We start from the raw sequence: 24,556 nt of genomic DNA on the forward strand, positions 1-24,556 counted from the left end.
GGGCGCCGTGGAAGAGGTTCCGGAGCCGGCGGAGGCGCCCGCCCCGGGCGCGGCCGCCGGGCCGGTGGGCGAGCGGGCGCAAGACCGCGTAGCGGCCGTTGGCCAGTACGACGAAGAGCGCGCCGACGCCGTAGTGGGCCGCCGTCCACAGGGACTGGATCTGGTAGAGCGAGGATCCGTCGCCGACGACCGCGACCACCGGCCGTTCCGGAGCGGCCATGCGGACCCCGATCGCGGCGGGCAGCGCGAAGCCGAGCCCGCCCTGCGCCGCGCTGAGGAAGCCGAGCGGCTGCCGGGCCGGTACGAGCGCGTGCAGGTCGGGGCGGCTGGACGGGGTCTCCTCCACCAGGACGGTGTGCGGCGGCAGCCGCTCGGCGAGGGCGGCCAGGACCTGGGGGGCGCGCAGGTCCTCGCCCGCGCGCGGCGGGCGGGGCGCGGCCGGCCGGTTCAGGACCGGCGGCGGGGCCTCGGCGCGGGCCCGCACGCCGGCGGCCAGCTGGCCGCAGAACGCCGGCAGCGGCGTGACGACGGCCAGGTCGACGGGCGCGCGCTGTGCCTCGGCCGGGTCGTCGGTGACGATCGCCAGCCGCGTCCCGGCGCCGGCCAGGGGGCCGTCCTCGTACAGGTTCTGGCGCAGCACCGGAGCGCCGACGGCCAGCACCAGGTCGTACGGGGAGAGCGCGGCGCGCAGCCGCCCGCGTTCGGCGGGCAGATGCCCGGCGAACAGCGGGTGGTCCTGCGGGAAGCCGGCGCGCGCCCCGAACGGCTCCTGCCACACCGGGCAGCGCAGCCGTTCGGCCAGCGCGGTGAGCGCCCGCCAGGTCGCCGCGTCGTCCGCGCCGGCTCCGACGACGAGCGCGGGGCGGGCGGCCGCGTCCAGCAGGGCGGCCACCTCCCGGACCGTGCCGGCGTCGGCGCCGGTGGCCTGCCGCAGCGCGCTCGGGGCGGGCACCGGGAGGTCGTCCGCCGGCTGCGCCCAGTCGTCCATCGGCACCACCACCAGCGCCGGGCCCCGCCCGACGCGCGCCGCGTGGGCCGCCCGGCCGATCGCGCCGGGTACGTCCTGGGCGCGCGCCGGTGTCTCCACCCGTACCGGATAGTCACCGGCCAGTCCCGCCAGCCGCCCGGCGAGGAAGGGCTCCTGGGCGAGGTGGCGGCGGTCCTGCTGGCCGACCAGTACCACCAGCGGCGCCCGGTTCTCCCGGGCGGTGGCCAGGGCGCCGACGGCGTTGCCCAGTCCGGCCGTGGTGTGCAGCAGGACCAGGGCGGGCTCCTGGCGGGCGATGGCCCAGCCGGTGGCGGCGCCGACCACCGACCCCTCGTGCAGGGCCAGGACGAAGTCCAGGTCGTCGGGCAGGTCGGTGAGCAGCGCCACCTCGGTCGAACCCGGGTTGGCGAAGAGGGTGGTGAGGCCGTGCAGGCGCAGGACGTCGAAGGCGGCGTCTCGCACAGTACGCATGGTGGGGGGTTCCTCTTTCGTGACGGGATTTCCGGACAGGTCGGCCATCAGACCGGCGTACCGCCGCCGCGGCGCGGGTCGCGTACCGGTATCAGCAGGCAGAACCCGGCGACGATGATCGCGGCGTCCAGCCACACCGCCGCCGTCCAGCCACCGGTCTGGTCGCGCAGCACCCCGCCGACGGCGGGCGACAGCACGGCGCCCGTCTCCCCGATGAGGTTCTGCATGCCGAAGGCCGAACCGCGCAGCCGCGGCGGGGCGAGCTCGGCGGTGAGGGCGTGTCCGATGGGCTGCAGCGCGTTGAAGAACAGGCTCGCGGTGAACAGCAGCACCCCCATGACCAGCAGCGAGGGCTTGCCGGCGGCGGCGAGGTACCAGGCGAACACCACGGTGAGCACGGCCTGTATGCCGGTGAAGGACAGCAGCATGGGCTTGCGGCCCCAGCCGCGGCGTACCGCGAGATCCGAGAGCCAGCCGCCGGCCGGGAAGCCGAGGATGCCGGCGCCCGCGTTGAAACCCGCGGTCAGGGCGGCGTTGGCGAAGGAGGAGTGGGCGGCGCCCGCGACGATCGACACCGACCAGAAGCTGAAGAACCACAGGTTCCACAGCACCGCGATGTACGAGAGGTAGATCAGGAAGAGGCTGCGGTTCTTCAGGACCGGCCCGAGTTCCTCGCCCTTGCGGGCCAGGGCGAACAGCACCACGCCGACCGCGAGGACGACCTCCAGCACGGCGATCCACAGGTCCGAGAGACCGGCCCGGGTGCCCAGCAGGTAGACGGCCATGATCAGGGCGAGGGAGACCGCGGAGTATCCGGCCAGGTGCAGCGTGGCGCGGCCCACCACGCGGGCGCTCAGGTCCCTGCGGAACCGCCAGGCGAGGGCGGCGGCCGCCAGCAGGGTGGCGGTGCCGAGGATGTAGAAGGTCATCCGCCAGGCGTCGACGTCGGGCAGCCACAGCTTGCCCAGGTCGATGAAGTCCGGCGTGAAGACGGTGGCGATGGTGATGCCGAGGGCCAGGCCGGTGATGACCACGCCCAGGCCGAGGCTGCGCTGGCGTTCCGGGGTCGTCTCGGTGATGACCGTGCGGTCGTTGGAGTAGTAGGCGCCTTCCCCGAGGCCGGTGACGACGCGTACGACGATGAACGTCACGAGTCCGCCGATGAGCCCGGTGACCAGGGTGGCGATACCGGCCCAGACGAGGCTGACCACGATCAGGGTCCGGTGGCCGTACCGGTCGCCCAGGTAGCCGCCGGGGAACTGGGTGAGCATGTAGCCGGCGAAGAACAGGCCGCCGATCAGACCGCCCAGCGCGTAGGGCCGGTCGGCGTCGGCGAGGAAGCCGACGTTGTTGTTGATCATCCAGGTGACGACGGGTCCGGTGACGGAGCGGTCGGCCGCGCTCACCGTCCAGCCGAGCATCAGCAGCAGCCACAGGCTGTGCCAGGGCCTGATCCTCCGGCCGGGTGCGTCGACGGCTCGGTCCGGCTCGGCCGGCGCCACGGGGGGTGGGGTGTCTGCGGTTTCGGACTGCATGGCGGCTCTCCAGGGCGGGCGGGGACGGTCGGTGCCTTTCGTGGGCCTACCGTAGGAAGTACTCCCACCTTGCGGAACAATGCCGACTAGTATTTCTGCTATGCCGAAAAGCGACTCTGCGTCAGACACGTCCGCCCGGGACCCCTACGGCGCCGCCTCCGTGGCCAACGCCCTGCGCACGCTGCTGTTTCTGCGCGGGCGCGAGTCCGTGCGGCTCACGGACGTCAGCGATCACCTGGGCATCGCGCGTTCGACGGCACACCGCCTGCTGTCCACCCTGCGCACGCACGGCTTCGTGGAGCAGGAGCTAGGCGGAAAGCGGTACCGGCTCGGTCCCGCGCTGCTCGCCCTGGCGCGCGGCATGGTCGACGAACGGGCGCTGATCCGGGTCGCGCGCCCGCATCTGGAGGCGCTGCGCGAGGCCACCCAGGAGACGGCCAACCTGCTCGTCCTCGACGGGCCCGACGCCTTCTTCCTCGACGGGGCGGAAGGTCCGCGCACGCTGCGGGTCGCCGCGCGCACGGGCGACCATCTGGCGGCGTACGGCGCGGCCGGAGGCAAGGCGCTGCTCGCCGAACTGCCCCCCGAGACGGTACGGATGCGCTACCCGCAGGGCCTCAGCCGCCTCACCCCCCGCACTCTCCCCGACCTCGAAGCCCTCCTGGCCGACCTGGCCGTCAGCCGGGCCCGGGGATACGCCCTCAACTTCGACGAGAGCGTCGCCGAGGTGCATGCGATCGGCGTGCCGGTCCGTGACCCGGCCGGAGTGTGCGTGGCCGCGGTCACCGTCTCGGCGCCGGGCACCCGGCTCGGGCACGCCGACATCGAGGGACTTCTTCCGCCGCTGCGCGCGGCCGCCGCCGGCATCGCCACCGACCTGGGGTGATGCCCACGGCGGAGGCCGCCGGCGTCCTCACGCCACGGTGATCACGGCCTTGCCGCGGGCGTGGCCCTGTTCCACGTGCCCTACGGCCGCGGCCGTGTCGGCCAGCGGGTAGGTCCGGTCGACCACCGGGGCGAGCCGGCCGGCCTCGATGAGTGCGGTCACGGCGAGCAGGTCCTGGTGGACGGGCCCGTCCGGGACCGTGGGGACGAGCGGCCGCAGTCGCTGCCGGACGAACGGGTCGGTCGCGACGACCCGCAGCAGCGAGCCCGTCGCCCCGAAGACATGGCCGGGCGAACCGCCGCCGTTGGCCACCAGCGTCCCGCGCGGGGCGAGGGCCCGGCGCAGCCGGCCGAGCGGACGGCCGCCCACGTTGTCGAGGATCAGGTCGTAGCGCTCGCCCCGGTCGGTGAAGTCCTCCCGGGTGTGGTCGACGACGTGTGCCGCGCCCAGCGAGCGCACCAGCTCGGCGTTGCGCGTGCTGCACACGCCGGTGACCTCGGCGCCCAGCTCCACGGCGATCTGTACGGCGAAGGTGCCGATGCCACCGCCCGCCCCGTTGACCAGCACCCGCTGCCCGGCCGCCGCCCGGCCGACGGTCCGGATCCCGCGCAGCGCGGTCACCGCCGCCATCGGCACGGCCGCGGCTTCCTCGAAGGTGAGCCCGGCGGGTTTCGGCACCAGCAGGTCGGGGGTGGTGCACGCGAACTCGGCGAAGGCGCCCGGGCAGAAGCCCAGCACCTCGTCGCCGGGCCGCAGCCCGTCCACCCCGGCACCGACCGCCGCCACCTCCCCGGCCGCGTCGATCCCGGCCACCCGGGACTTCGGCCGGGTCAGGCCGACCCCTCCCGTCAGCCGCGCCACATACGGGTCGCCGCGCAGCAGATGCCAGTCGTACGGATTGACGGCCGCTGCCCGCACCCGTACCAGCACCTGGCCCGGACCGGCCGCCGGCGGCTCGATCTCCGCAGGCCGCAGCACGTCCGGCGGCCCGAACCGGTCCTGGACGATCGCCTTCATCGGGATCTCCCCCCTTGTGGTGTACGGCGTACACCCTCTTGAGGGCAAGGTAGGTGTACGCCGTACACCCGTCAAGGGGCCGGGTGCGGGTTCGAAAGGAGTTCAGGAAGCGTTCCGGAGCAGCCGGTCAAGGCCGTCGAGCGTCAGGTCCAGGGCGAACTCGAACTCGAACTGGTCGTCGCAGCCGGAGCCGACGACCGACTCCGGGTCGTGGGCGACCGCCATGGCCAGTTCGGTGAGGTGCGGGAAGCGCGCGGCCATCTCCTCGGCCGGCAGCGCGTCCGCGTCCGGGGCCCGGCCGGGCTTGTCCTCGAACAGCTCCTGCGAGAAACCCAGCAGCCGGCTGCCCATCACATGCAGCGCGTGATGGACCAGACCGATCGGGAACCCGCCGGCCCGGAAGATCCCGACCATCGAGTCCAGGTACTCCAGCAGGGCCGGGGTCGGGGTGGCCCGCGCCTTCATGCGCGCCTCGATGACCGCGGGCGCCCACGGGTGGCGCAGCAGCATGCGGCGGGCCGACAGCACGCGGCGCCGTACGGCTTCCTTCCAGTCGATGCCGGGCGTCGGGGGATCGATCTCACCCACCAGGACGTCGATCATCCCGTCCAGCAGCTCGTTCTTGTTGGCCACGTGCTTGTACAGCGCCATGGGTACGACACCCAGCGCCTGCGCGATCCGGCGCATGCTGAGCGCGTCGACGCCCCCGTCGTCGGCGAGGGCGACGGCCGCGCCCAGCACCCGCGTCCGGCTCAGGGGAACCCGCGGCTGTGCGACGGCACCGGCCTGCGTGGCCATCTCGACCAACCCCTCTCACCGGCCATCCGCCGAATCTACAGGGCCCGCCGAACGCGGCGGCGGCCCGATCACCGCCAGGTCGGCATGACCGCGGCCGGGTAGCGGGAACCGGCCGCTCCCCGCGGCAGGATCTCCTGGATGCGGACGAGGTCCCCGGGCGTCAGGTCGACGTACGCGGCGGCCACGTTCTCCGCCACCCGACGCGGGCTGCGGGTGCCCGGGATGGGCACGATGTCGTCGCCCTGCGCGAGCAGCCAGGCCAGCGCCAGCTGGGTGACCGTGACGCCCTTGCTCTCCGCCAGGGTGGTCAGCCGCTGTACCGCCGCGACGTTCTTCTCGTAGTTGCCGGGCCGCCAGCGCTCGTCGATGGTGTGCCGCATGTCGTCGGCGTCGTACTCCGCGGCCGGCTTGACGGCGCCGGTGAGGAAGCCGCGCCCGAGCGGGGAGTACGGCACGAAACCGATGCCCAGTTCCCGGACCACGGGCAGCACCTCGGCCTCCACGGCCCGTTCGAACACCGAGTACTCGGTCTGGAGCACCGAGACGGGGTGGACGGCATGGGCGCGGCGGATGGTCTCGGGCCCGGCCTCGCTCAGCCCGAAGTAGCGGACCTTGCCTTCGGCGATCAGCTCGCCGACCGTGCCCGCCACGTCCTCGATGGGGACGTCCGGGTCCACGCGGTGCTGGTACAGCACGTCGATACGGTCCGTGCCCAGGTGGCGCAGGCTGGTCTCGGTCACCTCCCGGATGTGCTCGGGGCGGCTGTCCAGGGCGTGTCCGATCCGGGCCGGATCGGAGAGGTCGAAGCCGAACTTGGTCGCGATCAGGATCTCGTCGCGGAAGCCCTTCACCGCGCGCCCCAGCAACTGCTCGTTGCTGCCGGTGCCGAGGCCGTACAGCTCGGCCGTGTCGAAGAGGGTGACCCCGAGTTCGTGGGCCCGGTGGAGGGTGGCGACGCTGCTCCGCTCGTCCGGGGCGCCGTACGCCATCGTCATGCCCATGGTGCCCAGACCGATCGCCCCGGCCGTGAGGCCCTGGGTGCCGAGGGTGCGCCGGGGAAGGTGTGTGGTGTGCTCTGCCATGCCGTCCACGCTAGGGACGCGACGCCCGGGAGGCATGGGCTGTCGGTCGCATAGGATTGCCTGATCCTCTCAGGAACGGAGTGCGCTGTGCTGGACCGACTCGTCGCGGCCGTCGACCGGCACTGTGTCGCGTCGGGTTCGGACACCGCGGTTCCCCGGCTCTCCCTGGCCGTGGTCGACGAGCCCGTCGAGCCCGCCCATCTCCTCTACGAGCCGACGATCTGCTTCGTCGCCGCCGGCACGAAACGCACCACCGCGGGCGAACTGGTCCGGGTCGCCGGCCCCGGCCAGATGCTCCTCACCACCATCGACCTGCCCGTCACCGCCGACCTGGAGCAGGTGCCGTACCGGTCCGCGTCCCTGCGTCTCGACGGCGAGGCGTTCGCAGAACTGCTGGTGGAGCTGGACGAGACGGGCCGGCCCACCCCGGCGGCCGCCTCCGCGCACGTCGCCGCGCCGATGTCCCCCGAACTCGCCGACGCGGTCACCCGCTGGGTCCGGCTCCTCGACACCCCCGACGACATCCGTCCCCTCGCCGGCCGTATCGAGAGCGAGATCCTCTACCGGCTGCTGCGCAGCGCCCTCGGCCCCGTCCTGAGCCAGTGGTCGCTGGCCGACTCCACCACGACCCGGGTGCGCGAGGTGACCCGCTGGATCCGCGCCCGTTACGCGGAGCCGCTCAGCATCGACGAGATCGCCGCGGTGGCGCACATGAGCGCCGCGAGCCTGCACCGGCACTTCAAGGCGGCCACCGGCATGAGCCCGCTCAGGTACCAGAAGCACCTGCGTCTCCAGGAGGCCCGGCGCCGCCTGGCCGTCGGCGACGCCACGGCGGCTCAGATCGCCCAGGCCGTCGGCTATGTCAGCCCCACCCAGTTCAACCGCGAGTACCGCAGCGCCTACGGCCTCCCGCCGGTCCAGGACGCGGCGCGCCTGCGCGCCGGACTGGCCCGGACGGGCCCCGCGCCGACGGGGTCGTGACCGCGCGGGCGCCGTCCGCCGTCACATTTCTCTGCCGGGGTCCGTCAGTGCAGTGACAGCGACACCGAAGCGCTCACTGAGGAGACGGCGATGGAAGCACGTTCGATCACGGCAGAGGTTCCGACGGCCCCGCGGATGTCCGACGATCCCGCGCAGCTCGTCCCCGAGTTGGCGGACGTGTCGGCGGCGCTGTTCCGGGCCACCGGCAACGGCTCGGTACCGCGCCCGACGATCAGCCTGGTCCAGCTGCGGGCCGGTCAGATCGTCGGCAGCACGTACCTGACGGTCCTGCACACGGGGTTCCTGCGGAAGGCGGGGGAGTCGGAGGAACGGATCACGTCGGTGGCGTCATGGCAGGACTCGCCGTACTTCACGGCCGCGGAACGGGCCGCGCTGGCTCTGACGGAGGCGGTGCTGCGGCCTTCGGCGGGCGGCGAGCGGGTCCCCGACGAGCTGTACGCGCAGGCGGCCGAGGTGTACGAGCCGAAAGCCCTCGCCACCCTGATGTTCGTGATCGGCCAGGTCAACTTCTTCATCCCGGTCGCCCTGATCGCCAAGCCGGTACCGGGGCGGGCGTTCAACGCGCCGTGGAAGTGACGACCCGCTGCGCACCCCAGGAGCCCGCGCCCGCCCGTAGCCGCACTGACCGTATTGGGCATACTGTCGGCTGATCGTTTGATCGCCGCGTGGCGGTCGTCCCGGGACCGGCCGGAAAGCGGTGGTCTCCGGAAACGCGCGGAGTGGGGGGATCGTTGTGGGGCTGATGGACCGCATCCGCGGTGAGTTCATCGACATCGTCGAGTGGACCGACGACGGCCGGGACACCATCGTGTGGCGCTTTCCGCGCTACGGCAACGAGATCAAGATGGGTGCCCGGCTCGTGGTGCGCGAGTCGCAGGTGGCCGTCTTCGTCAACGAGGGACGGCTGGCCGACGTCTACGAGCCGGGCACGTACACCCTCTCGACCCAGAACATGCCGGTCCTGTCCACGCTGAAGGGCTGGAAGCACGGGTTCGAGTCGCCGTTCAAGGCCGAGGTCTACTTCGTCACCACCCGGCAGTTCACCGACTTCAAATGGGGCACCCAGAACCCGGTGATCCTGCGGGACGCCGAGTTCGGCATGGTCCGGGTGCGCGCCTTCGGCACCTTCGCCGCCCAGGTGGTGGACGCCGCCGCGCTGCTGCGCGAACTCGTCGGCACCGACCCGCAGTTCCGCACCGAGGAGGTCGGCGAGCACCTGCGGCAGCTGATCGTCTCCAAGCTGGGCTCCGCGCTGGGCTCGTCCGGCGTGCCGCTGCTGGACCTCGCCGCCCGGCAGGACGGCATCGGGCAGCAGCTGGCCAAGACGCTGACCCTGGAGCTGTCCGCCACCGGCATCGCCATCCCCCGGTTCTACATCGAGAACATCAGCGTCCCGCCCGAGGTCGAGGCGGCGATCGACACCCGCTCCCGGATGGCGATCACCGGCAACCTGGACGACTACGCCAAGCTCCAGGCGGCCGACGCGATCCCGATCGCCGCTGCCAACCCCGGCACCGGCGGCGACGCCCTCGGGCTGGGCGTGGGCATGGCGCTGGGCCAGCGGATCGTGCAGAGCACGTCCGGTGCGGCGGCTGCCCCGGCGGCGCAGGCCCCGGCGCAGCCCGCCCCCGCCCCCGCCCCCGCCTCCGCCGACGTCCCGCCGCCGCTGCCCACCGCGCCGCGCTGGTTCATCGCGGTCGGCGGACAGCAGCAGGGCCCGTACGACGAGAGCGCGCTGGCCGGGCAGGTGGCGGCCGGCCACCTGACCCGGACCACCCTGGTCTGGCGCAGCGGGCAGGCCACCTGGCAGCCCGCGGACCAGGTCCCGGAACTGACGTCGCTGCTCGCCGACGTCCCGCCGCCGCTGCCCCCGCAGGGCTGAGCTCCGCCACCCGGAACCTCCCGGCAACAGGGCACAAGGAGAAGTGAGTTGACGGATCAGGACGTCGTGCCGGCGCCCGACCGGGCGTTCCGGTGCGAGGCGTGCGGCGGGGTCAGCGAGTACGCGCCCGGGACGTACGTGCTGCGCTGCCCGTACTGCAAGCACGAGCAGGACATCACGCCGATACCGCGGCAGGTGACCGAGCACCCGATCGAGGAGCTGGCCGCGCTGCCCCGCCGGGCACCCGCACCGGTCCGGGTGAAGGTGTACACCTGCCCCGGCTGCCACGCGGCGACCGAGAGCGACACGCTCAGCGACAAGTGCCAGTTCTGTGGCACCCCGCTGGTCGCGGACGCCTCCGACACCGAGCGGGTGGTACCCGAGGCGGTACTGCCCTTCGGAGTGGGCCGTGAGCAGGCCCGCGAGGCGCTGGCGAAGTGGACCAAGTCCCGCTGGTTCGCGCCCGACGAGCTGAAGAAGGTCACCGAGGCGGAGACCTTCCGGGGCAGCTACCTGCCGCACTGGACGTACGACGCGCAGACCACCACCTGGTACACCGGCGAACGCGGCGAGCACTACTGGGTGGAGGAGGAGGACTCCGAGGGCCGCAAGCGGCAGGTGCGGCACACCCGCTGGCATCACGCGTCCGGGACGGTCGGCCGGTTCTTCGACGACGTGCTGGTGCCCGGCAGCGGCCAGGTGCCGGTGAAGGAACTGGACAAGCTGACCCCCTGGCCGTTGGAGGAGACGGTTCCCTACCAGGAGGAGTACCTGGCGGGCTTCCGCACCGTCCGGTACGACGTCGAGCCGGAGGCCGGCCTGGAGGCGGCGAAGGCGCGCATGGCGCCGGTGATCCGCGCCGACTGCCTGCGGGACATCGGCGGCGACGAGCAGCGGGTGCACTCGATGTCCACCGCCTACAGCGGCCTCACCTACAAGCTGGTACTGCTGCCCGTCTGGTTCCTGACCTACCTCCACGCCGGCAAGGCGTGGCCGGTGATGGTCAATGCCCGTACCGGCGAGGTCATCGGAGAACGGCCCTACAGCGCGGTGAAGATCACCCTGGCGTCGGTGGCCGCCGCGCTTCTGATCGCCCTGGTGGTGCTGCTCGTGATGATGCTGCGCAATTGAGGGCCTCGACGAAGGAGGCGAAGGACGCGGGCGGGAAGGTGACGGTACCGGCGGTGGGGTCCTTGGAGTCGCGGACGGATATGCGGGTGGGGGAGTTCGCTATCTCTACGCAGGAGTCGCCGTCGCCGGGTCCGGAGTAGGACGACTTCCGCCAGGTGTCCATGGGGGTGCCTCACAGCTCTTTCGCCAGCTTGTGGATGAAGTCGCGTGAGCGCTCGGGGTCGAGCGACGCGGCTTCCACCTTATGAAAGAGCGTTCGAAAGGCGCCCAGCTGGGCCTCGGAGTCGATGAAGGCGGCGCCGTGCGGGCCGTCGCGGACGACTGTGTCCAGCTTCGGTACCGAGCCTCCCGCGTACGTCATGGCGCTCGCGGCGCTGGTGAACCCCTCCAGGCGGAAGGGGATGACGCGGACGGTGACGTGTTCCGCTTCCGAAGACTCCACGACCTGCGCGAGTTGAGCCCGTGCGGTGTTGCGGTCGCTGACCATGATGCGCAGCGCGGCCTCGTGCACGACCGCCTCGTACGGGGTGTGCGCCAGGGTTGCCGCGCGGCGCATCCGATGCCGAACACGCAACTCGACTTCCTCAGCGGGGAGTTCCGGAACCCGATCGGAGAAGACGGCGCGTGCGTAGTCCGCCGTCTGAAGAGGTCCGGGGATGAACAGGAACTGGACCTCCTGCAGGAACGTGGCATGGTGCTCAAGCTCGGCGAGGTTGAGGAACGGTGTCGGCAACAGCTCCCGGTACTCCTCCCACCAGCCCTTTGTGCGATCGGCGGCCATGGTCGCCAACGCGTCGATCAACTCGGAGTCCCCGCAGGAGTAGTTCGCCGCGAGACGCCGTAGCCGCTTCTCGCTCACGCCCGCGATGCCGGACTCGATCTGGCTGATGACCGGAGCGGTGACCCCGAGCAGAGCTGCTGCCTCCCGTGCCGTGAGACCTGCCGCGTCCCGGAGCCTGCGCAGCTCGACCGCCAGTCGCAACTGGCGCGCTGTCGGCTCGCTCCTCAGTGCCATCGACTGCCTCCCAAGGCGCTTGAGTGCGTGGCTCGTTCGGCGTCACTTTACGGGAGCGACTTGCGGCGCATAAACAATTATCCCTACCGTCGGTGACGTAACGCACACGCTGCGGAAGTGCACCGCACCGTTCTGGTGCGGCGATGCCACCGTGTGTGAAATCCCCTTCACCTGACCGGAGTTGATGACGCATGCCCGAGACCTGGGACTACACGCTCTACGTACCCAACGACCTGAGAGCGGTGACGATCTCCCGTCGTACTCTGCGCCTGATCCTGACGATGCACGGGTTGATCGGGCTGGTGGACACGGCGGAGCTGCTGGCGGCGGAGCTGGTGTCGAATGCCGTGCGGCACACGAAGGGGCCGGCCGCGTTGAGGGTCCGGCGTTCCCCGGAGGGCGCCGTGTGGATCGGGGCGTGGGATGCGGATCCCGTGCCTCCGGAGCCGCCGGGGTCGTTGGAGGTGGTGACGGACCGGGAACAGGGGCTGGGGCTGGGGCTGGTGGTGGCGTGGGCGGACTGCTGGGGCTGGCAGCCGTCCGCTCGGTTCGGGGAGCGGGGCAAGTTCGTGTGGTGCGAGTTGGGGGTGGCGTGATGGTGGGGTCGTCGCATGAGGCGTTGCATCGGATCTTCCAGAAGGATCCCGGGCTGCTGACGCATGCGTTACAGCGGGTACTGGGCGTTCCGTTTCCGGAGCCTCGGGAGATCGCGGCGATGAATGTGGACCTGACGGAGATCGAGCCGGTCGAGCGTCGGGTGGACACGTTGTTGCGGGCGGAGACGGAGGAGGGGACGTATCTGCTGGTGGTCGAGTCGCAGGGGAAGCCCGACGACCGTAAGCGGGGGAGCTGGCCTTATTACCTGTCGTACCTGTATGAGAAGTACCGGTGCGAGCCGGTACTGATCGTGACCACCCAGAGCAGCGCGACGGCGAAGTGGGCGGCGCAGCCGATCCAGCTCGGTTTCCCGGGGTGGGAGTCGATGACGGTGCGTCCGCTGGTGCTGGGGCCGGACAACGTTCCGGTGATCGCGGATGAGCGGGACGCCGTACGGGACGTACCCCTTGCGGTGCTGTCGGCCATGACGCATGGGCGGGGGCGGCAGGCCCCGGCCATACTGGAATCGCTCGCAGCCGCCCTGAAGACCATCGACCGTGACAGTGCCGCGGTGTTCGTGCAGTTCGTCGACTCGTGCCTGGTCGATCCCCAGGCGAAGCAGATGTGGAGGGACCTGATGACGGACATCCAGTACTTCTGGCGGCATCCGCTGGCGGAGCAGGTGCGCGAGGAAGGCCGCGAGGAAGGCCGCGAGGAAGGCCGCGAGGAGGGGCGTGTCCAGCAGTGTGCCGAGATGGTTCTGCGGCTTCTGGAGTGGCGGGGCGTGCCGGTCAGTGACCCGGTGCGCGAGCGGGTGGACGCTTGCACCGATCTCGACCAGCTCGAAATCTGGGCCCAGCGTGCGGTGCACGTCACCGACGCCGCGGAGCTGTTCGTCGAGGGGTGAACGTCGGGGCCGCCCGCTTCCTTGCAGTGTCGTGCCTCCGCGAGCCGCCTCAAGGGCGCTGCGCGTCGCCTGCGGCGATGACCCTTCGGGTCACCCTTGACCCGGCTCGCTCCGGCACGGGTGAGAAGCGAGCGGGCGGCCTGGGAAGGCGGGGGCCCGGCGGGGTTTGCGGGTGCCGCGCGCTGCGTGCTCGCCGTCGGTCGGCGGGCGCGGGCGCGGCTCGTCCGTACGCGGAGATTCTGGCGGCTTGCGGTGAGTGGTGGGTGGTGGGCGGTGGGTGGTGGGTGGGTGGGTGGTAATTGGTGGATTTGTGCCGTCGGGGTGAGCGGAGGACGGGGGGTAGGGGTGGCACGAATCCTCCGATCGAAGGGCCGTGGCCTGAGGGGCGGGGCGGGCGCAGAGGGAGGTGTCCCATGGCGCCGTCTGGGAAGTCGGTGGGTACAGCCTGCCGCGTACGGTCGCGGCGTGGACGGAGGGCGGCCTCAGGTGCGTACCGTCGGAGTGGAGGAAGAGCTTCTGCTCGTCGACCCGGTGACCGGCGAGCCCAAGGCGTCGGCCGCGGCCGTGCTGGCGCGGGCCTCGCTGGCCGATCCCGGGCAGGACGTGTTCGAGAAGGAGCTCTACGGGCAGATGCTGGAGTTCGCCACCCAGCCGCAGTCGGACATGGCCGAGCTGGGGGAGGAGATCATCCGGTGTCGTAAGGAGGCCGCCCGGCTCGCCGGGGAGCTCGGGTGCGCCGTCGTCGCGCTTGCCTCTTCGCCGCTGCCCGTCAGCCCCTCCATCAGTGTGAACCCGCGCTACCAGTGGCTGGCCGAGCGGTACGGCATCGCCACCCGGGACCAGCTGGTGTGCGGATGCCATGTGCACGTTGCCGTGGAGTCCGACGAGGAGGGGGTGGCGGTGCTCGACCGCATGCGGCCGTGGCTGCCGGTGCTCGTCGCGATCAGCGCCAACTCGCCCTTCTGGCAGGGCAACGACACCGGATACGCCAGCTATCGCAGCCGGGTGTGGTCGCGCTGGCCGTCGGCCGGTCCGGTGGAGCTCTTCCGGTCCGCCGAGCGCTACCACCGGCTGGTGGCGGACATGGTGGCCACCGGCGTCATCCTGGACGAGGGGATGGTCTACTTCGACGCCCGGCTGGCCCGGCGCTATCCGACCGTGGAGATCCGGGTCGCGGATGTCTGCCTGCGTGCCCGGACCGCCGTCCTCGTGGCCACCCTCGCCCGTGCGCTGGTGGAGATCGCTGGGCGGGAGTGGCGGGGCGGGCGCGAACCCGCCGATCACGGGGTGGGGCTGCAGCGGCTGGCCGCCTGGCAGGCCGCTCGGTCGGGGCTCGGCGGGGAGCTGCTGGATCCCGGCACGCTGCGGCCCCGGGCGGCACCTGCCGTACTGGACGCACTGCTCGCGCACACCGGGGACGCCCTCGCCGGCAGCGGTGACCTGGCGGCCGTGGAGGAGAGCGTCGAGCGGCTGCTGCGGGACGGCAACGGCGCCGAGGAGCAGCGGGAGCTGCTGGCGGGCACCGGGAGCCTGCGGGACGTCGTCACCGGGTGCGTGCAGCGCACCCAGGAATGACGCGCCCAGCGACCCGCACCTCGCCTCGCCCCTCGCCCGGCGCCCGCTCAGCCCGGCTTGCGGGCCAGGACGAATGCCCGGGGGTACTTCTCCGACTCCACCGGCTCCCGGATCAGGGTCGCCGCCACGTCCAGGCCCGCCTTGGCGAGCATGTCGCCGACCGCGTACGCGGGGCGCCAGTAGTAGCGCAGGTCGATCTCGTGGCCGAAGCGTTCGGTGAGGTGGAGGCCGGGCGTTTCGCCCTTCTGGAAGGACAGCAGGACGTGGCCGCCGGGGACCAGGGCGCGGTGGAAGCCGGCGAAGGTCGCCGGGAGGTGGTCGTCCGGGACGTGGATGATCGAGTAGAGGGCGAGGATGCCGCCGAGGGTCTCGTCGGGCAGCTCCAGGGACGTCATGGAGCCCCGGTGGAAGCGCACGGCGGGGTGGGCCTCGCGGGCCAGGCTGACCATGGCGGGGGAGAGGTCGATGCCGAAGGCCGGGACTCCCAGGTCGTTGAGGTGGGCCGTGATGTCGCCGGGGCCGCTGCCCAGGTCGGCCACCGGGGCGGTGCTGTTCGCCTTCACCAGCGCGGCGAAAGCGGCGATCATGGACATGTCTACCGGCCGTTCGGGGAGGCCGGGGAAGGCGGCGGAGTAGTCCTTGGCGATCGCGTCGTAGGACGTACGGGTGGTCTGTATGAAGTCGGGCGTCTCCGAGTCCGTCACGGTCGCGCACGCTACCGGGCGGACGTGGCCCGCGTGGCGAAGTCGCGGTTGCGGCTCGGTCCCGTTTCGGTAGGTGGACAGGACCGGCGTGATCGTCGCCAGGCGTGGTATGCGTGGAAGAGGAAACATAGGTGTTACCCAGCCACGTCCGAGGTCATGCGTCCGCGGTCAGATTTTCTTCCCCTAACGGGCTGAACTTTTGTTGATCTCGGGTCAGTTGACCCTTCGGGCGTCCTACCCTTCAGAGGGTGAACCAATTGATGTCCACAGAGACCGAGGCCGACCTTCCCGGGGATGTGCTCCCCGGCGTGCTCAGCGAGGAACTGCACGCCGAACTCGTCGCCTTCCGCCGCGACCTGCACATGCATCCCGAGCTAGGCAACCAGGAGTTCCGCACCACGGCCGCCATCAAGGAACGGCTGGAGAAGGCCGGTCTCCGGCCGCGCGTCCTTCCGTCGGGGACCGGACTCATCTGTGACATCGGGCCGGTCGGGGACGGGCTTCCGGTGCTGGCCCTGCGCGCCGACATCGACGCCCTGCCCATCCCGGACATGAAGGCCGAGTGCTCGTACCGGTCCACCGTGCCGGACCGGGCGCACGCCTGTGGGCATGACGTGCATACGACAGTGGTGCTGGGCGCCGGTCTGGTCCTCGCCGACCTGCACGAGCGCGGGCAGCTGCCGCGGCCCGTACGGCTGCTCTTCCAGCCCGCCGAGGAGGTGCTGCCCGGCGGTGCCGCCGACGCCATCGAGGCCGGGGTGCTGGACGGGGTGGGGCGGATCATCGCCGTGCACTGCGACCCCCGGGTGGACGTGGGGCGGATCGGGCTCAGGACCGGTGCCATCACCAGCGCCTGCGACCGGATCGAGGTGTCCCTGGACGGGCCCGGCGGGCACACCGCACGCCCGCATCTGACGACCGACCTGGTCACCGCCGCCGCCCGGGTCGCCGTCGACGTGCCCGCGCTCATCGGGCGGCGCGTCGACACCCGGAGCGGGCTCGCCGTGACCTGGGGCCGGATCGAGTGCGGGCACGCGCCCAACGTGATCCCGCAGCACGCCGAGCTGTCCGGGACCGTGCGCTGCCTGGACCTGGCGGCCTGGCGGACGGCGCCGGACGTCGTGCACGCGGCGATCGACGAGGTCGCGACCCTGCACCGGGCCAAGTCCGAGATCAACTACGTGCGCGGGGTACCGCCGGTCGTCAACGACCCGGTGATCACCGAGCTGCTGCGGGACGCGATGACCGCCCGGCGCGGCACCGAGTCCATCGAGACCACCGAGCAGAGCCTCGGCGGCGAGGACTTCTCCTGGTACCTGGAGCACGTGCCGGGCGCGCTGGCGCGGCTCGGGGTGCGCACGCCGGGCGAGCGGACCGCGCGCGATCTGCACCAGGGCGACTTCGACGCCGACGAGCGGGCCATCACCGTCGGGGTGGAGCTGTTCACGGCCGCCGCCCTGATCGACGCGACCATGTAGTCGTATCGGCGGAAGTCGTATCAGACGGCGGGAGAAACGGTCAGCTTGCCGCATCCGCCGCCGTACTGCCCGCAGGGGGCGAAGGGGTGCCCGTTCGGTGCCCCTTCGCCCCCTTGTGTCACCCCGCCGTAACCGTTGGTCTCCGCTTGTAACCCGGAGTCGGCACGGTTCGATAACGGCCCGGAGAAACCCCGTTCCCCTCCCCTTCTACGCGCGTTACTGTGCGCCGAAATCGCCACCGAGGGTGGACGGTTGGGGAAGCGGACCGATGACGGTGCCGTGGGGACGAAGGGGTGCTTGCTGTGCGTTATATCTCGGGTCGGAAAACTCGGTTCTCCCAAGCTGCGGTGACCGTTGCCGTCATCGCCCTCGCGGCCGCCGGATGCGGCAAGTCCAGTTCGGACAGTGGTGCCACCAGCACCAACTCGTCCGGCAAGTACAACGGCAAGGGCATCGGCCTCGCCTACGACATCGGCGGCAAGGGCGACCAGTCCTTCAACGACGCCGCCTACGCCGGTTTCCAGAAGGCCGAGAAGGACTTCGGCATCAGCGGCCGGGACATCGAGCCGCAGGACGGCGAGTCCGACGCCGACAAGGTGCAGCGCCTCGACACGCTCGCCAAGGCCGGCTACAACCCGATCATCGGGGTCGGCTACTCCTACGCGCCCGCCGTCAAGGAGGTCGCGGCCAAGTACCCCAAGATCACCTTCGGCATCATCGACGACAACGAGGTGACGGCGAGCAACGTCGTCGACATGGTCTTCGCGGCGGAGCAGTCGTCGTACCTCGCGGGTGTGGCCGCGGCGTCCGCCACCAAGAAGGACCACATCGGCTTCATCGGCGGCGTCGACATCCCGCTCATCCACACCTTCGAGGCGGGCTTCGACCAGGGCGCCAAGTCGGTCAACCCCAAGATCAAGATCGAGTCGCAGTACCTGACCCAGACGGCCCAGGAGGGCGGCTTCTCCAGCCCCGACAAGGGCAAGGCCGCGGCGCAGGGGCAGATCGACGCCGGTGCCGACGTCATCTACCACGCGGCCGGTCTCTCCGGCCAGGGCGTGATCGAGGCCGCCTCCACCGCCAAGGTGTGGGCGATCGGTGTCGACTCCGACCAGTACAGCCAGAGCGCGCTCGCCAAGTACAAGGACTACATCCTCGGCTCCGCTCTGAAGAACGTCGGCGGCGCCGTGTACGACCTGGTGAAGTCGGTCCACGAGGGCAAGCCGGAGAGCGGTGTCGTCAACGGCACCCTCAAGACCGGTGGCGTCGGCTTCGCGGACACCAACCCGAAGTACAAGGCTCTGACCAAGGTCGTCGCCGCCGTCGACAAGGCCAAGCAGGACATCATCGACGGCAAGGTCACCGTCAACACCAAGTAATGCGACATATATATACGGCCGGGTGATCACCCGGCCGTATACAGACGGCTAGGGACGGCCGGAGGTGCGGCCGCCCGCCTGCCGTTGCAGTTCATGCGCCCCTTGCCTACCGCAAGGGGCGTACTGCTGTGCGTAGCCTTGGCCGTGACTGTGGCCACAGCTAGATAACGGACCGGACATTGGGGGTTTTCCGTCTGGTCTACGCGCGTTACGCTGCCGCGGAACCAGCGCCTGGTTTGGGCGCTTGCACGAAGGAGTCTCGTTCCATGCGCCGGGTGTCCCGTATTGCCGTTGCAGGCGTTGCAACCGCAGCCCTCGCCGTCACCGTTTCAGCGTGCGGCAGCTCGTCCAGCTCGTCCAGCTCGTCCACCGGCAAGGGGGGCGCGTCCAAGGGCGTCGGCCTCGCGTACGACGTCGGCGGCAAGGGCGACCAGTCCTTCAACGACGCCGCGTACGCCGGCTTCCAGAAGGCCGACAAGGACTTCGGCGTCACCGGCCGGGACGTCGAGCCGCAGGACGGCGAGACCGACGCGGACAAGGTGCAGCGGCTGGAGACCCTGGCCCGCGCCGGCTACAACCCGGTGATCGGTGTCGGCTTCGCCTACGCGCCCGCCGTCAAGGAGGCCGCCGCGAAGTTCCCGAAGGTCAGCTTCGGCATCATCGACGACAACGAGGACCAGGCGAGCAACGTCGCCGACATGGTCTTCCACGAGGAGCAGTCCTCGTACCTGGCCGGCGTCACCGCCGCGCTGACCACCAAGTCGAACACCGTCGGCTTCATCGGCGGCGTGGACGTCCCGCTGATCCACAAGTTCGAGGCGGGCTTCGAGCAGGGCGTCAAGGACACCAAGAAGAACATCACGGTCAAGGCCCAGTACCTGACCCAGACGGCCCAGGAGGGCGGCTTCTCCAGCCCCGACAAGGGCGAGGCCGCCGCCGAGGGCCAGATCGGCGCCGGTGCCGACGTGGTCTACGCCGCCGCCGGTCTCTCCGGCCAGGGCGTCATCAAGGCCGCCGCCGCGCACAAGGTGTGGGCGATCGGCGTCGACTCCGACCAGTACAACCAGGCCGCGCTGTCGAAGTACAAGAACTACATCCTGACCTCGGCCCTCAAGAACGTCGAGGGCGCGGTGTACGACCTGGCCAAGTCCGTCATCAAGGACAAGAAGCCGCTGTCCGGCGAGATCCGCGGCTCCCTGACCAACGGCGGCGTCGGCCTGGCCGACTCCAACCCGGTCTTCAAGAACAACGCCACCCTGCAGGCCGCGATCAAGAAGGCCGAGGCCGGCATCAAGGACGGCTCGATCACGGTCAAGACCTCCTGACACAGGGGTCATGACCTTGTCGTAGGCATGGTCAAAAGAACGCTGTAATGGCAGCGTTACGGCCACGGAACGGGGTGCGGGAAGGATGACCTTCCCGCGCCTCTGCCGTAGATCCGGCACCTTCGGACGATCTACGGCAGGGACACACCCCGTTCGCGCGGCAGAATGCTCGGAACGGATCGAGAGCCGGAAAAGCTCGGTCAGGTCCGGGCACTATTTAAAGCAGGGGCGCTACGCGCGTAGAGCGGCCCCTTTCCCTAGGAGAGTGCGCCATCGACGCGTCCAGCAGCCCTCCGCTCACCGCAGAGACGACAGCCGCGGTCGAGCTGGCGGGGATCACCAAGCGATTCCCGGGTGTCGTAGCCAACCACGACATCCACCTGTCCGTCCGCAAGGGCACCGTGCACGCCCTGGTCGGTGAGAACGGGGCCGGCAAGTCGACCCTGATGAAGATCCTCTACGGCATGCAGAAGCCGGACGAGGGCACCATCGCGATCGATGGCGAGCAGGCCGTCTTCTCGTCCCCGGCCGACGCCATCGCGCGCGGCATCGGCATGGTCCACCAGCACTTCATGCTGGCGGACAACCTGACGGTCCTGGAGAACGTCGTGCTCGGCAGCGAGAAGCTGTACGGCATCGGCGGCAACGCCCGGAAGAAGATCAAGGAGATCTCCGACCGGTACGGCCTCGGCATCCGCCCGGACGTCCTGGTCGAGGACCTCGGCGTCGCCGACCGGCAGCGGGTGGAGATCCTCAAGGTCCTCTACCGCGGCGCCAACACCCTGATCCTCGACGAGCCCACCGCCGTCCTCGTCCCGCAGGAGGTCGACGCACTCTTCGACAACCTGCGCGAGCTGAAGTCCGAGGGCCTGTCGGTCATCTTCATCTCCCACAAGCTCGGCGAGGTGCTGTCCGTCGCCGACGACATCACCGTCATCCGCCGCGGTACGACGGTCGGGACCGCGATCCCCTCCGAGACCACCCCCCGCCAGCTCGCCGAGCTGATGGTCGGCAGCGAGCTGCCCACCCCGGAGACCGCCGAGTCCACGGTCACCGACAAGGCCGTCGTCACCGTCAAGAACCTCACCGTCTACGCCGGCGGCGGCATCGCCTCCCTCGGCGAGGTCGGCGCGCAGCCCGAGACCGCGACGGTCGGCTCGGCCGGCGCCACGGCGCGCGGCGACGTCCTCGACGAGGCCACCACCCCCGGCGCCGCCAAGCGCGTCCTCGACGACGTCTCCTTCACCATCCACGCCGGCGAGGTCATGGGCATCGCCGGTGTCGAGGGCAACGGCCAGACCGAGCTGATCGACGCGCTCATCGGCACCCGGCACGCCGACTCCGGCGCGATCGAGTTCCTCGGCGAGGACATCACCGGCTGGCAGACCCGCAAGCGGCGGGAGTCCGGCGTCGGCTACATCCCCGAGGACCGCCACCGCCAGGGCCTGCTCCTGGAGTCCCCGCTCTGGGAGAACCGCATCCTCGGCCACGTCACCGAGAAGCCCAACGCCAAGGGCTTCTGGCTGGACATCAAGGGCGCCCAGGCCGACACCCGCCGGATCGTCGAGGAGTTCGACGTCCGCACCCCCGGCATCGACGTAACCGCCGCCTCGCTCTCCGGCGGCAACCAGCAGAAGCTGATCGTCGGCCGCGAGATGAGCCACAACCCGAAGTTCCTGATCGCCGCCCACCCCACCCGCGGTGTGGACGTCGGCGCCCAGGCGCAGATCTGGGACCGCATCCGGGACGCCCGCCGCGAGGGCCTAGCCGTGCTCCTGATCTCCGCCGACCTGGACGAGCTGATCGGCCTGTCGGACACCCTGCGGGTGATCTACGACGGGAAGCTGGTCGCCGACGCCGACCCGGCCACGATCACCCCGGAGGAGCTGGGCTCCGCCATGACGGGTGCCGCGTCCGGCCACCTGGAACACGTAGACACCGCCCCAGAAGAACACGAAGGCGCCGCTGGTCCGGAGGACGAGGCCCGATGAAGAAGTTCGACAAGGAGCGGGTGCTCCTCGCGCTGGCCGGCCCGGTCATCGCGCTCGTCCTGGCGATCGCGCTGACCTCGATCGTCCTGCTGGCCTCGAACCGCAACCCGTTCGAGCCGTACGTGCTGATGCTCCAGCAGCTGCCGTACTCGGACATCCAGGTCCTGATCATCAACCAGGCGGCGATGTACTACATCGCGGCCATCGCGGTCGCCCTCGGCTTCCGCATGAACCTGTTCAACATCGGCGTCGACGGCCAGTACCGCCTCGCCGCCGTGATGACGGCCGTGGTCGGCGCCAACGTGGGCCTGCCCGCCTTCCTGCAGATCCCGATGCTGCTCCTGGTCGCCATGCTCACCGGCGCCTTCTGGGCCGGTATCGCGGGCGTCCTCAAGGTCACCCGGGGGGTCAGCGAGGTCGTCGCCACGATCATGCTGAACGCCATCGCCACCAGCGTCATCGGCTACATCACCCTCGCCAACGTGTGGGGCGTCCAGGTCGGCAACAACATGACGACCGGCGTGATGAAGAAGTCCGGCTGGTTCCCCGGCATCAACCTGGGCTCCGACGTCGGCGAGATCTACGGCATGGTCTTCGTCGCCATCGCCCTCGGCATCGGCTACTGGGTCGTCCTCAACCGCACCCGCTTCGGCTTCGACCTCCGTGCCACCGGCGCGTCCGAGTCCGCCGCGGCCGCCTCCGGTGTCGACGCCAAGCGCATGGTCCTGGTCTCCATGCTGATCTCCGGTGCCGTCTCCGGCCTCGCGGGCCTCCCGCTGCTGCTGGGCGACTCCCACACCTACAGCCTCGACTTCCCGGCCGGCCTCGGCTTCACCGCCATCGGCATCGCCCTGCTCGGCCGCAACAACCCGGGCGGCATCGCCTTCGCCGCCCTGCTGTGGGCCTTCCTCGACAAGGCCTCGCCCGCCCTCGACTACGCGACCCCGGTGGCGTACGAGAAGGAGATCGCCACGATCATGCAGGGCCTGATCGTCTTCTCCGTCGTCATCTCCTACGAAGCCGTACGCCAGTGGGGCCTGCGCCGCCAGCAGCGCCAGGTGGGCGCGGAGCTCGCCGCGGCCGCCGCCCAGAACACCAAGAAGGAGGTGGCGGCCTGATGTCCACCGCGACCATCGCCAAGCCGCAGGCGAAGCAGCCCGGCAAGGGCGGCCGCCGAATGTCGCTCCCGGTACTCCTGCTGGTCATCGCGGGCGTCCTGATCCTGACCTCCGCCGTACGCCTGATCACCGGCGCCGACGGCATCACCTCGACCGGCCAGATGTCCACCGCGCTGCGCCTCGCCGTGCCGATCGGCCTCGCCGGTCTCGGCGGTCTGTGGGCCGAGCGCGCGGGCGTCGTCAACATCGGCCTCGAAGGCATGATGATCCTCGGCACCTGGTTCGGCGCCTGGGCCGGCTACCAGTGGGGCCCGTGGGTCGGCGTGGTCTTCGGCATCCTCGGCGGCGCGCTCGGCGCCCTGCTGCACGCCGTCGCCACCGTCACCTTCAACGTCAACCACATCGTCTCCGGTGTGGCCCTGAACATCCTCGCCCTGGGCGCCACCCGCTACCTCTCGAAGTTCACCTTCGAGAACGCCGAGGGCGGCTCCTCCAAGCAGTCCCCGCCGATCGACTCACTAGGCACGTTCAGCGTCCCCGGCCTGTCCGACTGGCTGAACACGCTCAACGAGAAGCACTGGTTCCTGATCTCGGACATCGGCGGCCTGGTCGGCGGCCTGCTGACCGACCTGTCCCCGCTGACGGTGATCGCGGTGGCCCTCGTACCGATCACGTGGTGGGTCCTGTGGCGCACCGCCTTCGGCCTGCGCCTGCGCTCCTGCGGCGAGAACCCGGTCGCGGCCGAGTCCCTCGGCGTCAACGTCTACAAGTACAAGTACATCGCCGTGCTCATCAGCGGTGGCTTCGCGGGCCTGGGCGGCGCCTTCCTCTCCATCGTCGCCTCCAACGTGTACCTCGACGGCCAGACGGCCGGCCGCGGTTACATCGGTCTCGCCGCGATGATCTTCGGCAACTGGATGCCGGGCGGCCTCGCCCTCGGCGCGGGCCTGTTCGGCTACACCGACAGCCTCAACCTGCGCGGCGGCACGGTGAACGTCCACGCGCTGATCCTGCTGATCGCGATCCTGCTGGTGTTCGGCGCCGCCTACCTGGCCTGGCGCAAGAAGTACGTCCCGGCCGTCATCACGATCGTCATCTCGGTCCTGATGTTCATCTGGTACGCCTCCACCAACGATGTCCCGCGTCAGCTCGTGACCGCGACCCCCTACATCGTCACCCTCCTCGTCCTCTCGCTGTCCGCGCAGTCCCTGCGGATGCCGAAGGCGGACGGCCTGCCGTACCGGAAGGGACAGGGCAAGTGACCACCGCGGCCGCCGGCTTCGACTGGGAGTCCCTGCGCACGGAGGCCCGCGAGGCCATGTCCCACGCGTACGCTCCGTACTCCGGCTTCCCGGTCGGGGTCGCGGCCCTGGTGGACGACGGCCGCACGGTCACCGGCTGCAACGTGGAGAACGCGTCGTACGGCCTCGGCCTGTGCGCCGAGTGCGGGCTGGTCTCCCAGCTCCAGCGCACGGGCGGCGGCCGCCTCACGCACTTCACCTGCGTGGACGGCACCGGCGGGCTGCTCGTCCCGTGCGGCCGGTGCCGCCAGCTGCTCTACGAGTTCGGCGGCCCGGACCTCCTCCTGGACACCCCGGAGGGCGTCCTGCCCCTCTCCGAGATGCTGCCCCAGGCCTTCGGCCCGGCCCATCTCACCAAGTAACTCCCGTACGGC

General features: G+C 70.8%; 23 protein-coding genes. 15 read left to right on the plus strand and 8 right to left on the minus strand.

Translation table 11 applies throughout. The features are described 5' to 3' along the window. Both KVT45_RS24920 and KVT45_RS24925 read right to left on the minus strand, forming a co-directional pair. Window positions 1-1,459 (minus strand): thiamine pyrophosphate-binding protein (locus tag KVT45_RS24920; protein WP_217551043.1); only part of this gene is annotated, 1,459 nt, incomplete at its 3' end. 47 nt (window positions 1,460-1,506) lie between these two features. Next, window positions 1,507-2,994: an MFS transporter gene (locus KVT45_RS24925; RefSeq protein ID WP_217551045.1), complete on the minus strand. Its 1,488-nt coding sequence runs from the start codon at window positions 2,992-2,994 to the stop codon at window positions 1,507-1,509. A 100-nt stretch (window positions 2,995-3,094) separates the two neighbouring features. On the opposite strand from KVT45_RS24925, the gene KVT45_RS24930 reads away from it, so the two are divergent. After that, window positions 3,095-3,880, plus strand: coding sequence for an IclR family transcriptional regulator (locus tag KVT45_RS24930; RefSeq protein WP_217551047.1), 786 nt, complete (start codon window positions 3,095-3,097; stop codon window positions 3,878-3,880). Between the two features lie 27 nt (window positions 3,881-3,907). Here the strand turns inward: KVT45_RS24930 and KVT45_RS24935 are convergent, their stop codons facing one another. From KVT45_RS24935 to KVT45_RS24945, 3 genes are all read right to left on the minus strand, one after another. After that, the gene (locus KVT45_RS24935; protein WP_217551049.1) at window positions 3,908-4,897 is read right to left on the minus strand and encodes an NAD(P)-dependent alcohol dehydrogenase; all 990 of its coding nucleotides are present in this window, start codon (window positions 4,895-4,897) and stop codon (window positions 3,908-3,910) included. A 102-nt stretch (window positions 4,898-4,999) separates the two neighbouring features. After that, window positions 5,000-5,695 carry a TetR/AcrR family transcriptional regulator C-terminal domain-containing protein gene (locus tag KVT45_RS24940; RefSeq protein WP_217551051.1) on the minus strand — a complete coding sequence of 232 codons (696 nt, stop codon included), beginning with the start codon at window positions 5,693-5,695 and terminating at the stop codon, window positions 5,000-5,002. A gap of 68 nt (window positions 5,696-5,763) precedes the next feature. Then, window positions 5,764-6,777, minus strand: coding sequence for an aldo/keto reductase (locus KVT45_RS24945; protein ID WP_217551053.1), 1,014 nt, complete (start codon window positions 6,775-6,777; stop codon window positions 5,764-5,766). An 87-nt stretch (window positions 6,778-6,864) separates the two neighbouring features. Here KVT45_RS24945 and KVT45_RS24950 point away from each other — a divergent pair, with 87 nt between their 5' ends. The 4 genes from KVT45_RS24950 to KVT45_RS24965 all read left to right on the plus strand — a co-directional run bounded on the left by KVT45_RS24950 (window position 6,865) and on the right by KVT45_RS24965 (window position 10,792). After that, window positions 6,865-7,758 carry an AraC family transcriptional regulator gene (locus KVT45_RS24950; RefSeq protein WP_217551055.1) on the plus strand — a complete coding sequence of 298 codons (894 nt, stop codon included), beginning with the start codon at window positions 6,865-6,867 and terminating at the stop codon, window positions 7,756-7,758. Window positions 7,759-7,848: 90 nt separating this feature from the next. Beyond that, entirely contained in the window at window positions 7,849-8,355 is a 507-nt protein-coding gene (locus KVT45_RS24955) for a carboxymuconolactone decarboxylase family protein (RefSeq protein WP_217551057.1), read from the plus strand. Window positions 8,356-8,521: 166 nt separating this feature from the next. After that, window positions 8,522-9,661, plus strand: a complete 1,140-nt coding sequence (locus tag KVT45_RS24960; protein WP_254647321.1) for an SPFH domain-containing protein — start codon at window positions 8,522-8,524, stop codon at window positions 9,659-9,661. 48 nt (window positions 9,662-9,709) lie between these two features. Continuing rightward, window positions 9,710-10,792 carry a hypothetical protein gene (locus KVT45_RS24965; RefSeq protein ID WP_217551061.1) on the plus strand — a complete coding sequence of 361 codons (1,083 nt, stop codon included), beginning with the start codon at window positions 9,710-9,712 and terminating at the stop codon, window positions 10,790-10,792. On the opposite strand, the gene KVT45_RS24970 is transcribed toward KVT45_RS24965, so the two are convergent. Then, the gene (locus tag KVT45_RS24970) at window positions 10,719-10,955 is read right to left on the minus strand and encodes a DUF397 domain-containing protein (protein WP_217551063.1); all 237 of its coding nucleotides are present in this window, start codon (window positions 10,953-10,955) and stop codon (window positions 10,719-10,721) included. The genes KVT45_RS24965 and KVT45_RS24970 overlap by 74 nt on opposite strands. Window positions 10,956-10,964: 9 nt before the next feature. Then, entirely contained in the window at window positions 10,965-11,807 is an 843-nt protein-coding gene (locus KVT45_RS24975; RefSeq protein ID WP_217551065.1) for a helix-turn-helix transcriptional regulator, read from the minus strand. A 191-nt stretch (window positions 11,808-11,998) separates the two neighbouring features. Between KVT45_RS24975 and KVT45_RS24980 the strand changes: the two genes are divergently transcribed. From KVT45_RS24980 to KVT45_RS24990, 3 genes are all read left to right on the plus strand, one after another. Next, on the plus strand, window positions 11,999-12,403 hold the full coding sequence (locus KVT45_RS24980) for an ATP-binding protein (protein ID WP_217551067.1): 405 nt from the start codon (window positions 11,999-12,001) through the stop codon (window positions 12,401-12,403). Continuing rightward, window positions 12,403-13,311: a hypothetical protein gene (locus tag KVT45_RS24985; RefSeq protein ID WP_217551069.1), complete on the plus strand. Its 909-nt coding sequence runs from the start codon at window positions 12,403-12,405 to the stop codon at window positions 13,309-13,311. The genes KVT45_RS24980 and KVT45_RS24985 overlap by 1 nt, the downstream gene beginning before the upstream one ends. Before the next feature lie 486 nt (window positions 13,312-13,797). Further along, complete coding sequence (locus KVT45_RS24990) at window positions 13,798-14,886, plus strand: glutamate--cysteine ligase (protein WP_217551071.1); 1,089 nt, start codon at window positions 13,798-13,800, stop codon at window positions 14,884-14,886. Window positions 14,887-14,933: 47 nt separating this feature from the next. Here KVT45_RS24990 and KVT45_RS24995 read toward each other — a convergent pair whose 3' ends face one another. Beyond that, window positions 14,934-15,590 (minus strand): class I SAM-dependent methyltransferase, encoded by a 657-nt coding sequence (locus KVT45_RS24995; protein WP_217551073.1) that lies wholly within the window; start codon window positions 15,588-15,590, stop codon window positions 14,934-14,936. 260 nt (window positions 15,591-15,850) lie between these two features. On the opposite strand from KVT45_RS24995, the gene KVT45_RS25000 reads away from it, so the two are divergent. The 7 genes from KVT45_RS25000 to KVT45_RS25030 all read left to right on the plus strand — a co-directional run bounded on the left by KVT45_RS25000 (window position 15,851) and on the right by KVT45_RS25030 (window position 24,544). Further along, window positions 15,851-17,068, plus strand: a complete 1,218-nt coding sequence (locus KVT45_RS25000; RefSeq protein ID WP_217551075.1) for a M20 family metallopeptidase — start codon at window positions 15,851-15,853, stop codon at window positions 17,066-17,068. Window positions 17,069-17,415: 347 nt separating this feature from the next. Next, entirely contained in the window at window positions 17,416-18,447 is a 1,032-nt protein-coding gene (locus KVT45_RS25005) for a BMP family protein (RefSeq protein ID WP_217551077.1), read from the plus strand. A 266-nt stretch (window positions 18,448-18,713) separates the two neighbouring features. Continuing rightward, window positions 18,714-19,772, plus strand: a complete 1,059-nt coding sequence (locus tag KVT45_RS25010) for a BMP family protein (protein ID WP_217551078.1) — start codon at window positions 18,714-18,716, stop codon at window positions 19,770-19,772. 272 nt (window positions 19,773-20,044) lie between these two features. Next, window positions 20,045-21,763, plus strand: coding sequence for an ABC transporter ATP-binding protein (locus KVT45_RS25015; protein ID WP_217551423.1), 1,719 nt, complete (start codon window positions 20,045-20,047; stop codon window positions 21,761-21,763). Continuing rightward, window positions 21,760-22,881 carry an ABC transporter permease gene (locus KVT45_RS25020; protein ID WP_217551080.1) on the plus strand — a complete coding sequence of 374 codons (1,122 nt, stop codon included), beginning with the start codon at window positions 21,760-21,762 and terminating at the stop codon, window positions 22,879-22,881. Before KVT45_RS25015 ends, KVT45_RS25020 begins: the two co-directional genes overlap by 4 nt. Further along, window positions 22,881-24,143 carry an ABC transporter permease gene (locus tag KVT45_RS25025; RefSeq protein WP_217551082.1) on the plus strand — a complete coding sequence of 421 codons (1,263 nt, stop codon included), beginning with the start codon at window positions 22,881-22,883 and terminating at the stop codon, window positions 24,141-24,143. Before KVT45_RS25020 ends, KVT45_RS25025 begins: the two co-directional genes overlap by 1 nt. Continuing rightward, window positions 24,140-24,544: a cytidine deaminase gene (locus KVT45_RS25030; RefSeq protein ID WP_217551084.1), complete on the plus strand. Its 405-nt coding sequence runs from the start codon at window positions 24,140-24,142 to the stop codon at window positions 24,542-24,544. The genes KVT45_RS25025 and KVT45_RS25030 overlap by 4 nt, the downstream gene beginning before the upstream one ends. Window positions 24,545-24,556 lie beyond the last annotated feature (12 nt).

This window comes from Streptomyces sp. GbtcB6, from assembly GCF_019091475.1.
GTDB classification, from domain to species: domain Bacteria; phylum Actinomycetota; class Actinomycetes; order Streptomycetales; family Streptomycetaceae; genus Streptomyces; species Streptomyces hyaluromycini.